The sequence below is a fragment of the Trichocoleus sp. AS-A1 genome (assembly GCF_039962015.1).
Lineage (GTDB): Bacteria > Cyanobacteriota > Cyanobacteriia > Cyanobacteriales > FACHB-T130 > FACHB-T130.
This window is the reverse complement of record NZ_JAMPKG010000002.1, coordinates 243,899-259,381: the sequence shown is the minus strand read 5'-3', so window position 1 is coordinate 259,381 and position 15,483 is coordinate 243,899. Positions and strand designations below refer to the sequence as shown.

The 15,483-nt window shown below is 50.4% G+C and carries 7 protein-coding genes; 6 read left to right on the top strand and 1 reads right to left on the bottom strand.

All coding sequences use genetic code 11. From position 1 onward, the window contains the following. Nucleotides 1–85: 85 nt before the first annotated feature. The 3 genes from NC994_RS02745 to NC994_RS02735 all read left to right on the top strand — a co-directional run bounded on the left by NC994_RS02745 (nucleotide 86) and on the right by NC994_RS02735 (nucleotide 4,360). Complete coding sequence (locus NC994_RS02745) at nucleotides 86–1,261, top strand: septal ring lytic transglycosylase RlpA family protein (protein WP_242030637.1); 1,176 nt, start codon at nucleotides 86–88, stop codon at nucleotides 1,259–1,261. 177 nt (nucleotides 1,262–1,438) lie between these two features. Beyond that, nucleotides 1,439–3,025: a bifunctional pantoate--beta-alanine ligase/(d)CMP kinase gene (locus NC994_RS02740; RefSeq protein ID WP_190441051.1), complete on the top strand. Its 1,587-nt coding sequence runs from the start codon at nucleotides 1,439–1,441 to the stop codon at nucleotides 3,023–3,025. Between the two features lie 357 nt (nucleotides 3,026–3,382). Continuing rightward, nucleotides 3,383–4,360 carry a polysaccharide deacetylase family protein gene (locus tag NC994_RS02735; RefSeq protein WP_347276606.1) on the top strand — a complete coding sequence of 326 codons (978 nt, stop codon included), beginning with the start codon at nucleotides 3,383–3,385 and terminating at the stop codon, nucleotides 4,358–4,360. A 237-nt stretch (nucleotides 4,361–4,597) separates the two neighbouring features. On the opposite strand, the gene NC994_RS02730 is transcribed toward NC994_RS02735, so the two are convergent. Beyond that, nucleotides 4,598–9,250: a glutamate synthase-related protein gene (locus NC994_RS02730; protein ID WP_190441308.1), complete on the bottom strand. Its 4,653-nt coding sequence runs from the start codon at nucleotides 9,248–9,250 to the stop codon at nucleotides 4,598–4,600. A 788-nt stretch (nucleotides 9,251–10,038) separates the two neighbouring features. Here NC994_RS02730 and NC994_RS02725 point away from each other — a divergent pair. From NC994_RS02725 to NC994_RS02715, 3 genes are all read left to right on the top strand, one after another. Further along, nucleotides 10,039–12,213: a phosphodiester glycosidase family protein gene (locus NC994_RS02725; protein ID WP_242030636.1), complete on the top strand. Its 2,175-nt coding sequence runs from the start codon at nucleotides 10,039–10,041 to the stop codon at nucleotides 12,211–12,213. Nucleotides 12,214–12,445: 232 nt separating this feature from the next. Next, nucleotides 12,446–12,871: a phosphomannose isomerase type II C-terminal cupin domain gene (locus NC994_RS02720; protein WP_190415385.1), complete on the top strand. Its 426-nt coding sequence runs from the start codon at nucleotides 12,446–12,448 to the stop codon at nucleotides 12,869–12,871. A gap of 381 nt (nucleotides 12,872–13,252) precedes the next feature. After that, complete coding sequence (locus NC994_RS02715; protein ID WP_190441049.1) at nucleotides 13,253–15,322, top strand: serine/threonine-protein kinase; 2,070 nt, start codon at nucleotides 13,253–13,255, stop codon at nucleotides 15,320–15,322. Nucleotides 15,323–15,483 lie beyond the last annotated feature (161 nt).

Below are 15,483 nucleotides of genomic sequence, written 5' to 3'. Positions count from 1 at the left end.
TGGCGCTACCACTGGCATTTGGCTCTACGCTCGACCTCCCAGTACTTTTCACAAGGACTCTATGAACCAAAGATTTTGTTTCGGAATGTTTTCAACCCTTTTAACGACTGCCCTCCTGGGTACGACTACATCTAGTTATGCGGAGTCAATCAAGGGGGTTAACCAAGCTTCCGAATCCCGTGTTTCTCAGGCGCAACAGACAAGCAAATCGAGAGTAACTAAAAACGACCTTCGGCAAGCAGTCTCTTCGCCCTTACTCTCAACACCGTCAAACCTTCAGCCGACCAACGGTGTCAAATTGGGAGAATACCAGTCTCAATCCGCACTCCGGTGCTTAGTAAAACCTTGTCCAAGTGCAATGGATCGGGCGGTTGTTGCTAAAATTCTTCCCCATGAGTTAAACGGGTATCAGGCAGCAACACTCTATGTCCGCAGTATTCCAGTCTTAACCTTTCTCGGCTCCCGTCAAGCTCCCGCAGAAAGCACGAAAGTAGGGGAAGCCCAGAGAACTTCAGACGGATCGCGTCAAGCGGATGCCAACACTTCTCAAGACAATCCGGTTTGGCGAGCCACTGCTGTTGCTGCGAAGCTGAATCAGTTGAGCCGAGATCAAGTGGATGCGAAAGCGATCGCGGTCGTTTGGAATGGTGACAAGAGCAACTACAGCATTAAAGTGAATGGCGAGGAACTGGTGGAGGTAAACGGGAAAACAAGATTGCCCGACACCACTCGTAACGTTGCCACCGATGCCTTACAAGCAACCAATCGGCTGAGACGCCTGATGGGGAACGCGCCGCCGCTACGGGCAATTGCAGGTGTACCCACATCTAAGCCCAAGCCGCGCCAGATTGCCAAGCGCCCTAGCGCTTCCAGAGTCGCGAACGAGCGATCGCGCGTCGTGCAACAACCATCGAACGCCATTGCCTACAGACCAGTCATCTCCGAGCTTAAGGGCATGGCATCCTGGTATGGTTACGCGGGCAATGGCACTCAAAGTGCCAGCGGTGAAAGATTTAATGAGAATGCAATGACCGCGGCTCACCGTACCTTACCTTTCGGAACCCAAGTGCGCGTGACTAACACAAACAACGGGCGTTCTGTCGTCGTGCGAATCAACGATCGCGGGCCTTTTATCCGGGGTCGGATCATTGACGTGTCAGCCGGGGCTGCTAGAGTTCTAGGCATGATCAGCAGTGGTGTGGCACCCGTGCGTGTAGAAATTCTGGGCAAACCGCAGAAGGTAGCAGTTGATGACAACTAAACTTTTAGCCACAAAGGTGTTAAGCCCAGACTCTTGACATTGAACCTCCTGTTCACCTAAAACGCCCAATCCTCTTTTCTGGAGATAGACTACTGGGCAGAGAGTAGTGTTAGTGGTTAGTAGTTAGTTGCTCGAAAACCAATTACTAACCACTAACAACCAAAAAAGGGGGGTTTGGTGCGCCTGTTTACGACAACTGCTGGATTGCACTGCTACTTGGATTTATACCGGCATCCCTTGAAAATCGGTTTTGTACCGACAATGGGAGCATTGCACGCAGGGCATCTTAGCTTAATCCAACACGCTCGACGCGACAACGATCGGGTCATCGTCAGCATCTTCGTAAATCCGTTACAGTTTGGCCCGACAGAGGATTTTCAACAATATCCTCGTCGGCTAGAGCAGGATTGGCAATTGTGCGAACAAGCGGGGGTAGATGCGATTTTTGCCCCCGCTCCTGAAGAAATGTACGGAATGAGGAATGTGGAAAGGACGCTTGCGCCTGTTCCCGATTCCCAATTACCCATTCCCAATGACTTAACTCAGGTAGTTCCACCGGAGAGCATGACCTCATTGTTGTGCGGTCGCTCTCGTCCCGGACACTTTCAGGGAGTGGCGACAGTGGTGGCGAAGCTATTGAACCTGGTACAACCAACTCATGCTTATTTTGGCGAGAAAGATGCCCAGCAACTGGCGATTATCCGGCGTCTGGTGGCGGATCTCAATTTGCCGGTAGAGATTGTCGGGTGTCCCATCGTCAGGGAGGCGTCGGGACTGGCACTCTCGTCCCGCAATCAGTATCTAAGTGCTGAACAGAAAGAACAGGCGTCTGTCTTGTATCGCGGCTTACAGCAAGCGCAGAAGAAATTTAAATCGGGAGATCGCGATCGCATTGTTCTCATTGAGGCAGCTCAAAAGGAATTTGCACTCGTCCCAGAGGTACAGATCGAGTATATTGAACTGGTTCACCCAACAACTCTCATGCGATTGGAAAAAGTTGACGAGGCGGGACTGTTAAGCATCGCGGCGCGGCTAGGAACAACCCGTTTGATTGATAATGTAACTTTGCGCGATCGCCAGCCGATTCTGGCGATTGATGGCCCTGCCGGAGCAGGAAAATCGACCGTAGCCCGCACGGTTGCCCAGTCTTTAGGACTACTTTATTTAGACACCGGGGCGATGTACCGCGCCCTGACTTGGCTGGTTCTGGAATCAGGAACCAGCGTCAAAGATGAACCCGCGATCGCCGAATTAGCGAGTGGTTCTCAGATTCAGCTAAGCACCAGTGACGACCTCCAGACGCCAGTGCGGGTTTGGATTCATGACCGCGAAGTCACCCAGGCAATTCGCTCGCGAGAAGTCACAGCTCAAGTATCAGCGATCGCTGCTCAACCCTACGTCCGCCGAGAACTCGTAAAACAACAGCAGCGCTGGGGAGTAAAAGGAGGCGTCGTCGCCGAAGGACGCGACATTGGCACCCACGTTTTCCCGGATGCGGAACTCAAAATCTTCTTAACCGCCTCCGCTCACGCACGGGCGCAACGCCGTCAGCAAGACCTGAAAAACCAAGCTCAGCCAGAAGTCAGTTTAGAGCAGTTAGAACGGGACATTCAAGAACGCGATACCCGCGATAGTACCCGCGCCTTGGCACCCCTGCGAAAGGCAGCCGATGCCATCGAGATCCAAACCGACGGTCTGAGCATAGCCGAAGTCACTGCACAAATTGTCAGCCTTTATCATCAAAGGCTGTCTGTGCCTGTCTAGCGGCTGCTTTCTGAATGTACGGTTTAACAAAAATACAAGGTCAGTAAAAACTAACTTTAACCCGGATTAACTTCTGGTTGGTGAGTATTCTGCTGTAGCCTGCAACAGGGCAGACTTCACTGCCCTGTACAAAAAATAAGCAATTTAACGATAAATGATATAGTTTCTAGCTTTTAGCGCTCTAGACAGGGATTCTAGAGACGAACAAAGGACAGTAGACGCACGTCCTCTAGCTAGCAGTCTTGCTCGCGCAAGTTGCGCCGCTAGTTGTGAAAAAATTTTTGAGAAGCATGGTGTCTGGAAGTGGCGGCAGATGAATTGCCGCCCGGATGAAAGGAGGAGTGGAGGGGACTTAACGTGGCAAAGTATGACAGATTTCTCTGGCGGGAAAAAACAACATTAATTGCTCTGGCTGCGGCTGCTAGTAGTTTTATTGCTGGTCTCATGTTGCCAGTAAACCCACAAGGTAGCGATCCAGAAATTCTTCTATCCCCTACTGAAAAAATCGGGCATCACACCCCCGAAAAAAGTGGCATCGATATCCAAGCCTTAAAAGCACAGCGAGATGAGGCATTTGTAAAGGTATTCTCTCGATTGGAACAGGAGGCACAAGACAGACGCCTAATGGTTTCTGTACCTACGCAATTTCAGGGCAAAACCTTTCAGGAAGTAACCCTCAGCAGCAAAGAGAAAGTCATTGCCCTGACATTTGATGACGGACCTTGGCCTAAAAGCACGTTGGAAGTGCTGGAAATCCTCAAGAAAAATAACATCAAGGCAACGTTCTTTATGGTGGGGAAGAACGTGAAAAATTTTCCCCATTTGGCGCGTCAAGTTTCCCTGGATGGTCACGCGATCGGCAATCACACTTGGAGCCACCTTTACCATCGCTTCAACGAAACTGGAGCTTCCAGTGAAATTGACCGTACATCCGACATGATTTATCAAACTACAGGCATCAAGACAACTCTATTTCGTCCACCCGGTGGTCATCTTAAAAACGGATTAGCCGCCTACGCCCATAAGAAGAACTACGCGGTTGTGATGTGGTCTTCTGATTCAAGAGATTATAGCCGTCCTTCGGTGCCATTATTCATCAAGCACGCGCTAACTGGAATCACACCAGGCGGAATTGTCCTGATGCACGACGGCGGAGGCAATCGAGACCATACGGTGCGGGCTTTACCCCAACTAATCACCGAATACAAAAAGCGTGGCTACAGGTTTGTTACTGTGCCAGAACTGATGGAGATGCAAGACAAAGAAGTTAAGTTGGCAGCCGCTGCTAAACGAGTTCCTCCAAAAGTTCAATCGGCTGTTCCAAAACCTGAATAAGGGAAGAGAATATTTCCTCTTTTCAGGTGCGATACAAAGGTGGCTGGTGATTGGGAAAAAGTTTTAAGTTTTGAGTGGTGAGCCTTGAATTAAAGAAATTTATTTTCACTCATCAATCGTCACTTTCATTACTGCTGACCTGTACGATGTAGCGGCATTTATAGAATTTATAGAGAAAATTTCTTCTCTATGATGCTGGTAAGGGGAACCCGATAGTTCCCCTTGACTTTTTAGTGCTTACTGCACCGAGCTAAGCACCTTTTCTGGTGTTGCTTCAGGATTGGCTTCTGGAGAATCAGCCTCGGAAGGAGGCACAACTTGCCAGAATTTGGCTAGAGACTCAGCCCAGTTGGCTAAAATATCTTTCGCTTTCTGGCTACCTGTACGTTCGGCGTGCAGCTCAATCAGCTCTTTGAGTTGTTGCTCACCGGCAGGTGTCCTGACTCGTTGCAGCTTGACAATTTCTGGGTTTACCTTCGATGTAAAGCTGCCATCCTCATCGAGGAAGTAAGCTAAACCCCCGGTCATCCCCGCGCCCACATTGCGTCCGACTCTGCCCAAGACGACAATCGCGCCGCCAGTCATGTATTCGCAACAGTGGTCGCCTGCACCTTCGATCACCGCCATGCCCTTGGAATTGCGAACGGCAAAGCGCTCACCAGCTTGACCATTGGCAAGCATAATGCCGCCTGTGGCACCGTAGAGACAGGTGTTGCCGACAATCACGTTCTGGGCTGGATCGTAGGTGGCTGACTGGGGCGGCTTGATGACAATTTCGCCACCATGCATCCCCTTGCCTACGTAGTCATTTGCCTCACCTTCTAGGTTGAGGGTGATGCCAGGGAGGTTGAAGGCACCAAAACTTTGACCCACACTGCCTTGGAAGTTGAGGGTAAGACTGCCACTCCAGCCGGTGTTTCCATATTGAGACGCGATCGCTCCGGCAATCCTTGCCCCAACTGTCCGGTCTGTATTTACCACGGTTACAGCTTTGGTCACGCTCGCCTGATTTGCGATCGCATCCTTAACTTCCGGGTCGTTGAGCAGTTGATCGTCCAAAACCGAGCCATTGCTATGAACTGCCTCGTGAACCAACCAGGAACGGTCTTCGCGGGTATCGGGAAGACGGGTCAGGCAATCTAGATTCAGCGCCTGTGTCTTGGTAAGTTTCGTTGGGCGCACCTTCAAGAGGTCGGCTCGACCAATGATGTCGTTGAGCGACCGATATCCCAACCGTGCCAAGAGACTCCGCACTTCTTCTGCCGCAAAGTAGAAGAAGTTGACGACGTGTTCTGGCATTCCGGGGAAGCGCTTCCGCAAGTTTTCTTGCTGAGACGCTACGCCTACAGGGCAGTTATTGGTATGACAAATCCGCGCCATAATGCAGCCTTCGGCAATCATGGCAATCGAGCCGAAACCGTATTCTTCTCCGCCCATTAAAGCGGCGATGACGACATCCCAGCCGCTCTTGAAGCCACCGTCTACTCGCAGAATTACGCGATCGCGCAAGCTGTTTTCCATGAGGACGCGATGCACTTCGGTTAACCCCAGTTCCCAAGGGCTTCCGGCGTGTTTAATCGACGACAGCGGAGAAGCGCCCGTACCCCCATCGTGACCGGATATCTGGATAATATCGGCATTTGCTTTGGCGACCCCAGCCGCGATGGTACCGATGCCAACTTCTGCTACCAGCTTCACCGATACTCCCGCTTTCGGGTTAATTTGGTGCAAGTCAAAAATTAACTGCGCCAAATCTTCAATGGAATAGATATCGTGGTGCGGCGGCGGCGAAATCAACGTCACCCCAGGCTTGGAACGGCGCAGCATAGCGATGTAAGGGCTAACTTTTGTCCCCGGTAGCTGACCGCCTTCTCCCGGCTTGGCACCTTGAGCGATTTTGATTTCAATTTGCTTGGCGCTCATCAGGTACTCAGGGGTGACGCCAAAGCGACCGCTAGCAACCTGCTTAATCGAAGAAGAAGCCGTATCCCCATTCCTTAATCCTTTCAGATGCGGTAAGACCTGGGAATGACCCATTTCATCGACATCATCGAGAACTTTGTAACGAACTGGGTCTTCGCCGCCTTCTCCAGAGTTGGATTTACCGCCGATGCGGTTCATGGCGATCGCGAGGGTTTCGTGCGCTTCCCGCGACAATGCCCCTAGAGACATCCCACCTGTAGCGAAACGCTTGAAAATTTCCTCGACTGGCTCTACTTCTGCCAGTGGAATAGGGGCGCGATCGCTTTCTAGATCCAGCAAATCTCTGAGCGCCGTTACGGGTCGCCCTTGCAAGTGCTTTTGATAAACTTCGTAGTGGTCGTACTGCGGATTCTTCACCGCCTGATGCAGCGACTTGGCAACTTCCGGGCTGTTCATGTGGTACTCGCCCCCCGGACGGTACTGCACAAAGCCACAGTTTTCCAGCTTTTTGCGCGGCACTTCTGGGAACGCCGCCGAATGGAAGGACATCACTTCTTGGGCAAGTTCTGCTACGCTCAAGCCACCGAGGCGCGACGCCGTCCCCGCGAAGCCGAGCTTCAGCAAATCTCCTCCAATACCAATTGCCTCAAAAATTTGTGCCCCTTGATAGCTAGACAGTAGAGAAATCCCCATTTTTGAGAGAATTTTCAACAATCCAGCTTCTACCGCTTTGCAGTAATTTTTTTGAGCCTGCTCTAAGCTAATACTCTTGATTCTGCCCCGCTGCATCATATTTTGCGTCTTGCTGTCGCTCCACCAATGACGCACGGTTTCCAGAGACAGATAAGGACAAACCGCAGAAGCACCGTAGCCAATTAGACAACCAAAGTGGTGCGTACTCCAACACTGAGCGGTATCGACAATTAGGGATGCCCTCGTCCGCAGACCCTGCTGGATCAAGTGATGGTGTACTGCTCCTACAGCTAGGAGCGGTGGAATATAGCTGGATTCGGCACTAATACCATTCGCTATGCGATCGCTTAGAATGATTATTTCTTTCCCAGCACGGACGGCTTGAGCCGCTGCTTCGCATAAGCTTCTAACCGCTGCCTCTAGCCCTTCTGGCCCTTTCTCAATTTCAAACAGCGTTGAGAACTGCTCTGTCTCGAAAGAAGAAGCGCAGATTTGCTCTAGTTGTGCTTCATTTAGAACCGGAGACTCTAACTTCAGCAACCGGGCATACTCTGGTTTCACTTCCAAGAGATTTCCCCGCTTACCCAGAGAAACCGATAGCGACATCACCATGCCTTCGCGCAGGGGGTCAATTGGCGGATTTGTCACCTGGGCGAAGCGCTGCTTGAAATAGTCATAAAGCAAATGCGGCTTTTCTGACAGCACTGCGAGGGGAATGTCATCTCCCATGCAAAATGTCGGTTCTTTTCCAGAAGACGCCATTTCCTCAATGATCATTTCCACATCTTCAGTGGTGTAGCCAAAGGCAATTTGCTGGCGCAGCAAGGTTTGATTATCCAGCTTTGGTTCTGGTGCAAAAGGCTCCGCTGCTAGATTTTGTCGGTGAGACGCTAGCCACTCTCCATAAGGATGGGTAGCCGCAATCCGTTCCTTAATCTCCCAATTTTTTTGAACTTCGTGGGTTTCCAGGTCAACGGCGATCATTTGACCTGGCCCCAAGCGACCTTTTTCCAGAATCTCTGCTTCGGGCAAATCGACTACACCGGCTTCGGAAGCGACGACGACGTAGCCATCCCGCGTGATGCTGTATCGAGCCGGTCGCAGACCGTTGCGGTCGAGGGTCGCCCCTACTTTTTTCCCGTCGCTGAATACTAGCAGTGCTGGGCCATCCCAAGGTTCCTGAAGCCCGTTGTAATATTCATAAAAATTAACAATTTCTGGACGCTCCAACAATTCCGGCTGATTTTGGTACGCCTCTGGCACCATAATCGTCAAGGCTTCCAGAGGACTCCGACCCGTGCGTACCAGTAACTCTAGTACGTTATCAAGAGTTGCCGAGTCGCTATTATCGAGATGAACGAGTGGCTTGAGGTCGTTGATGCGTTCTCCCCAAAGCGGGTGCTTCAGCTCTGCCTCTCGTGCCATCATCCAGTTAATATTTCCCAACAGCGTATTAATCTCGCCGTTGTGCCCCAAAAGCCGCATTGGTTGGGCTAGAGGCCATTTGGGCAGTGTGTTGGTGCTGAAGCGGCGGTGATAGACCGCAAAGGCGCTCTTATAAACTGGATTTTTTAAATCTGTATAAAATTCTCCCAGCACGGCGGAGCGCACCATGCCCTTATAAACGATGGTGCGGCTAGAGAACGAACAGACGTAAAAATCTTCCGACCATTCTAAATCGAGGTCGCTATTGGCTTTGAGTGCCTTACCGATACGGCAGCGAGCCAAATACAACTTTCGTTCCAGTTCATCGCCCTGTAAATGGGTCGAGGTACAGATCAGCTGCTCGATTCGTGGCTGGTTCTCTTTTGCCTGTATCCCAAGCACCTGGGGCTGTACTGGCACCTCTCGCCATCCCAAGACAGTTAATTCTTCCTGTTCGAGAGTTTTCCGAACAATGTCCTTGGCTCTGCTGGCAGCTTCGGTATCTTGGGGTAAAAATACCATTGCCACCCCTGTCTGCTGAGTCGGGGGCATTTCTATGCTTTGAGTTGCCAACCATTCACCCAACAGTTCCCACGGAATGGCGGTCATCAAACCGGCTCCATCCCCAGAATCCTGGTCAGCACTACAACCGCCCCGGTGTTCCAGACAAGCCAGGGCAGATAAAGACTTCTCGACTAATTCATGCTCTGGCGTTCCCTGCGGATTGGCGATGAAGCCGACGCCGCAGGCATCGCGTTCCTCTACCAACCATCGCGGGCCAGGAGAGGTTTCTGCCCCCTTTAGCGTTCCCTGTAATTGATGATTATCATTCACACTCCTGTTCTCCATGAGCTGATCCACGTTTTTCCTTTACTTACTGATACAAATTTCCCGTTCTCAGGTTGCTAACCCTGTGGCAAGACTTTACTAAACAACAGGATTAAAAATTGTCAAACGATGACAAAACTCGTCGTCAATGTATTTAAACACTCATTTCAGTCTTCTCTCGCCGAGACTAGGTGATGCCTCCAAAGCCTGACTTATCTAGATATAGATGCCATTTGACCATGAAGGCTGCAACTGAATGACATTACTACTTTTTCTGCTTTTTTTGCGCTAGAGCCAAGGGTGACAAAACTGGTTGTCAGAGCGATCGCTTCCCGCAAGGTGCTGTTAAGAACCTCGTTCTAACCCGATTCCTATCCCAGCAGCCTGCAAGAGTGACGGATTAGACATCTTATCATTTTTTAATGACGCCTAATATAAATCCCCGACGCTGGTCAAGGGACTGGTAAGCGACCCCAAGACATAGAGCCAGGACAAACAAATTGTAGGGGCTATCGTCAACACCAAGTCTAGACTGGGCTATGTTTTTAGCCGCTACTTTGAGAGCGAATGCTTCGCCCTATTGAATTGTTGAATAAAGCGTCTTGCCGAACCCTGCGGTTATGCTTTTTATTATGAAGCTAAAAAAGCAGGCTTGAGAAGATAAAGTCATTGTTTTTTGATAGTTGTGCTGCTGACGCGCTGAGTTATTTTAGAAGTCGTGACTCTGTAGACACGCATCCAGCGCTATCCAGGTGTATGGCAAATACGCCCCTACAGAAGAGCCGCCCTATTTTTATTGATGTTGTCGAATGATCAGGAGAACGACGTCACAGAGTGAGACGTTCGATGGTGTGGCGGGCATAATTGCCCCCGGTCGCCTAATCGCTTTCTCGCTCCCGTCCATTATTGCCCTCTCAGTTTACATGGCGACTTCTTCCCCGGTCGGAAGCACTAAAGAGCCAGTGTTAAAGGCACGGGAGAGCGAAGAAAAGAGCCAGATAGCACCACCGACTGCCAAGCAGATACCTGTAGCCCCCCACAAGCTCCCCCCCAAAGGATTACAGTTTTATGCCGCTCTCAGCAGGCCCAACAAGTTGCCCAGTCAAGCGTTGCCTGTTGCAGCTCCCACTGGGAAGCTTCAAAAATTACCGGCACCGGAATTGCCCCTAACCACACAGGCGTTGGTGCCTTCAGCATCGCCTCAGATTTCTCGGTTGGGTTATCAAGTTTCTATCAACGGTCGCACCTTGCCAGCCACTTGGAGTCAGTGGCGGGTGGGAGAGTCTGTCCGTACCGGAATTAGCGACGCCGGAATGAGTCAAACATTGGGGGTAGAGCTTTTAAATACTGGAGATGTCACCAGACAGCCGGTACAGTGGTTTTCCCAACCGGCAACGGAGCCGCTAATGTTAGCGACGCAGGCAGTGGGGTCGTATCGCTATCTAGATATTACCGATTTCGCCCAGAGAGCCGGTTGGAAGATGGAGGTAAAGGGCACCAAGCTCTTGATTTCCTCTAAGCCAGCGCAAGTGGCAGATATTCAACCAGCACTGCAACCGAGGGGTTCGCGCATGACGATCGATCTCGATCGTCCGACGCCGTGGCAAGTGAGAAAAGAGGGTGAAGAATTAGTCGTCACAATGGATGCAGTGGCTATTCCCGCTCTCCTCCAGCGTTTTTCTTCCGCTCCAGTACCGCTGCTACAGGCTCCGAAGCAAGGGAAGGTCGCAGAGAAGGACAGGGAAACAGAAGGAGAGATTCCCTCGATAGTTCCACTTCCCCATCGCTCGAAATTACCGACTCCAGTGGTGGAATCAATTCAGAACCAAACCCAAATCCGTATCAACATTCCAGCCGGTCTGTCTCCTCGCTTTTCCTCCCTACCCAACCCGAATCGATTGGTTATCGATTTTCTACCAGAGGCGATGGTAGAGCGAGATATTCTTTGGGCGAAAGGAATCCGCTGGAAACAGCAGTATGTGAGTTTGGGTTCTTCCCGATTTCCGGTAGTTGGGCTGATATTGAATCCCCGTCTTCAGGGGGATGTCAACTTGCCCTTTTTTAAGATGAAACCGATCTGGAGCCATCCTTCCAAGATGGTGGGAGTCGCTCCCCTGAGCGAGACAGCCCAGATGTGGCACGCCTCGGCGGCAGTCAACGGGGGCTTCTTTAATCGCAAGAACCAGCTGCCTTTAGGCGCAATTCGGCGGGATGGACGCTGGTTATCCGGGCCGATTCTGAATCGAGGCGCGATCGCCTGGAATGATACGGGAGCAGTAAAAATTGGGCGTCTGGCGCTCCAAGAAACTTTAATGACCGCAACGGGTGCGCGGTTGCCAATTCTTTTCCTCAACAGTGGCTACGTCAAGGCAGGCATTTCCCGCTATACCCCGGAGTGGGGAGCAACCTACACGCCTCTCATTGATGATGAAATCATTGCCGTTGTCCAGAACAACCAAGTCACGAGCCTTCTACCCGGAGGGATTGCAGGGAAAACTGCATTTCCCATTCCCCGCAATGGTTTCTTACTCACCCTCCGCGCCAACCGAGGGCCAGCCGCTTCTCTCTCGCTTGGTACGAAAGTATGGGTAGAGGGTGCTACTGTCCCTGGTGACTTTAACCGCTACCCGCACATTGTCGGTGCTGGTCCCCTTTTGTTGCAAAATCGGCAAATTGTGCTGAATGCCAAAGGCGAGCAATTTAGCGACGCTTTCGATAAGCAAGCCGCAATTCGCAGTGCAATTGGAACGACCGCAGACGGCAACCTGATGATTGTTGCCGTTCATAATCGCATCGGGGGAACCGGGCCTACCTTGAGAGAAATGGCTGCCTTGATGCAAAAAATGGGCATCATTGACGCCCTCAACCTTGACGGTGGTAGCTCTACCAGCCTCTACTTAGGAGGACAGCTCCTAGATCGTCCTCCCTCTACTGCTGCCCGCGTTCACAACGGTCTTGGTATCTTCTTCCCGCCCACCCGGTAGTCGCTGATTTAGGATTTTTTTACGATTTAGCCAATTTGTCAACCGTTAAAACTTCTATGAAGACTTGATGTAGATTGCGAGGATTCAGTAGTTTACGGTTACAACAGCCTGGTTTGATTTGCTATGTTTGGCAAAGATTCCCTCAATGTGTCAGCGATCGCTCACTACAATCGTCCATTCTCAAAATGTATTCACCATGCTGACAAAGCAACGGTTTTAAGGAGAAACATCAATGGCTCAGGCGCAAGAAATTTCTCAAACTTCTGCCTTCCCTTTACCCAGTTCGATAGCCACCAACGGAATTGCTGCAACGGAATTGCGCCCTTGGGGTTCTTTCACGATTCTGGAAGAAGGGCGAGGCTACAAAATCAAGCGCATTGAAGTAAAGCCTGGTCACCGGCTCAGCCTGCAAATGCACTACCACCGTAGCGAACACTGGATCGTGGTTTCAGGCACAGCGAAGGTTGTTTGTGGCGAGCAAGAACTGACCCTTAGCAGCAATCAATCGACCTATGTTCCTCAATGCCATACTCATCGCCTAGAGAATCCTGGTGTCATTCCTTTGGTATTAATCGAGGTTCAGAATGGGGAATATTTAGGAGAAGATGACATTGTTCGTTTTCAAGATGACTACTCCCGCAGTCAGCAAAAAAAGTAGGCTAGGGTTCAAAGTTGGGTAGCTCGACGAGCGACTACCCGATTTCAGTATTTTTTTGAAATCAAATTTTCTAGGGCGTTCTTCCATAATCAGGTGGGAGTCGCCCTAAATTGTTTCCAAAGGGTATGCGATCGCGCCGCAGTCCAATTCTATCTTTCATTCATCTATTGCATTCCCACGGCTCTTGTCATTCCCGGACGAGCCAGGAGTCATCTAAAGCGAGACGAGTGTTTCTACTGAGTGAGACCTGTGAAACTGGACAAGTTTCCTGATTTCTCTTGCAGGGGTAGCGGTTGGGCGTTAAAACATCTAAGGCTGGCAAGCAAAACCAGAGCCTTGGGGACTAATCTAGAATAACTGCCAGAACACTGCATCTACCTCATGCTGGGAAAAACGCTCAGTGGTCGCTACCAAATCATCAAACACTTGGGAGGCGGGGGGTTTGGTCAAACTTACCTTGCCGAAGATCAGCAGCTACCGGGCAATCCACAATGTGTCGTTAAGCAACTCAAACCCAAGGCTAACGATTCATTAACGTTGGAGGTAGCTAGACGTTTATTCGATCGGGAAGTTCAAGTCCTCTATCGCTTAGGTAATCACAATCAAATTCCTCAACTTTTAGCTCATTTTGAGGAGGAGCAAGAGTTTTATTTAGTACAAGAATTCATCGAAGGGCACGAACTCAAGCAAGAATTACCCGTTGGGAAGCAACTGAGAGAGGACTTCGTCATTGTTCTTTTACAAGACCTCTTAGAAGTCTTAGCGTTTGTCCATCAGCAAGATGTCATCCACCGGGATATTAAACCGTCAAACTTAATTAGGCGCAAGCAGGATGGCAAATTAGTCTTGATTGATTTTGGAGCCGTTAAAGAAGTTGGCACTGAGACAGTCAGTTCTTCAGGAGAGACAACTTTAACAGTGGTAATTGGTTCCCCCGGTTATATGGCAAACGAACAACTCAGCGGTAAACCCCGATTCAGTAGCGATATTTATGCTGTAGGGATGCTGGGAATTCAAGCCCTTACCGGATTACCGCCATCTCAACTGCCAGAAGACTCCAGAAACAGTGAAATTTTATGGCGCGATCGCCTGCCAGTCGGGACGCGGTATTCTGTGCCCCTACTAGATGTTTTAGACAAGATGGTGCGCTATGACTACCGCCAACGCTACCAAACAGCAATAGAAGCGTTGCAGGCGCTCCAGCAGCTCAATACTGACTTAGTAACGCAGCCGATGACACCCCCTCCTTATAACGTCAGGTCATCACCTACTGCTTCTTTGCTACCCGTCACGCAGACGCTGTCGATTCAAATCTCATCAGCAAGGCAACCGACAAGCCAGAATTCTTCTGTGGCGACATCGGTTATTCAGGAAGCACCACCAAAGTCTGAAGAAGAAGGGATTTCTACTATCCAAAACAAGGCTCCTGTACTCATCAGAATTGGTGCAGGTATTGCTACGGCTTTAGTTCTGACAGTCGGAATTTTCTATTTTCAAAGACCTCATACCATTGGAGAAAAACCACAAGAAATTGCTTTAGTCAACACTCTCCCCGGCCATGCAGGCGGCGTTACATCGATTGCAATTAGCCCGGATGGTCAGTTCCTTGTCAGTAGCAGTCTCGACCAGACGATTAAGATTAGAAACGTCCGCAGCAAAGAAATCATTCACACGCTGACCGGGCATTCAGGATATGTTTATTCTGTTGCCATCAGTTCGGATGGTCAGACCCTCGTGAGCGGGAGTGCCGATAAAACAATTAAGGTGTGGAACCTGCAAACAGGGGAACTGCTTCGCACCCTGAGGGGGCATTTAGGGGATGTGTATTCCGTTGCGATTAGCCGAGATGGGCGAACCCTTGTTAGCGGTAGTCAGGACAAAACCATCAAGGTGTGGAACCTGCAAACAGGTGAATTGGTGCGATCGCTGATCGGGATCAAAGAAGGGCTAGATGAGGGCGTTCGGAATGTTGCCATTAGTCCAGATGGACAAACGCTGGTCAGTAGTAACGTTTATGACATCAATGTGTGGAATTTGGAAACGGGCGAACTGCGCCGCACCTTTGGGGGACATATCGAGGCAGTGAGGGCGATCGCGATTAGCTCGAATGGTGAAACCCTAGCCAGTGGCAGTCCAGATGGAACTACAAAATTGTGGAATTTACAAACAGGCAAACTGCTGAATACGTTTCCTCATGGATCTCGATTGCCAAATGGCTCTTTTTCTGGGGGAGTGTATGCGGTTGCCCTCAGTCCAGATGGCCAGATGCTCTTTAGTGGCAGTGGTACTAAGGAAAACAGCCTAAAATTGTGGAATCGGCGGACTGGAGAATTGATTCGCACCCTGACGGGACATTCCAACACGATTTTCGCAATTGCGATTAGTCCGGATGGGCAGACGATTTACAGTAGTAGCCTGGATGGAACCATTAAGGTTTGGAGCGTGCCTTAAAGCTAGAAGCTTGGGGAAATAAGGGTAGAGAATCAAGGCTGAGGAAACAAGAGGGCGAAAAGCGATCGCGCTCATGCGAAGCGAGGCGTTAGCCTAGCGCTGACTTGTCAGTTCGCGTACTCTGTGGATTTCCCGATTCCCAAGGCTAAACTATCAGACAA

Excerpts from the sequence above, each read along its gene's own strand:
- NC994_RS02745 (WP_242030637.1), top strand. The coding sequence starts at position 86 with ATGTTTTCAACCCTTTTAACGACTGCCCTCCTGGGTACGACTACATCT.
- NC994_RS02720 (WP_190415385.1), top strand. The coding sequence starts at position 12,446 with ATGGCTCAGGCGCAAGAAATTTCTCAAACTTCTGCCTTCCCTTTACCC.
- NC994_RS02715 (WP_190441049.1), top strand. The coding sequence starts at position 13,253 with ATGCTGGGAAAAACGCTCAGTGGTCGCTACCAAATCATCAAACACTTG.
- NC994_RS02730 (WP_190441308.1), bottom strand. The coding sequence starts at position 9,250 with ATGGAGAACAGGAGTGTGAATGATAATCATCAATTACAGGGAACGCTA.
- NC994_RS02725 (WP_242030636.1), top strand. The coding sequence starts at position 10,039 with ATGATCAGGAGAACGACGTCACAGAGTGAGACGTTCGATGGTGTGGCG.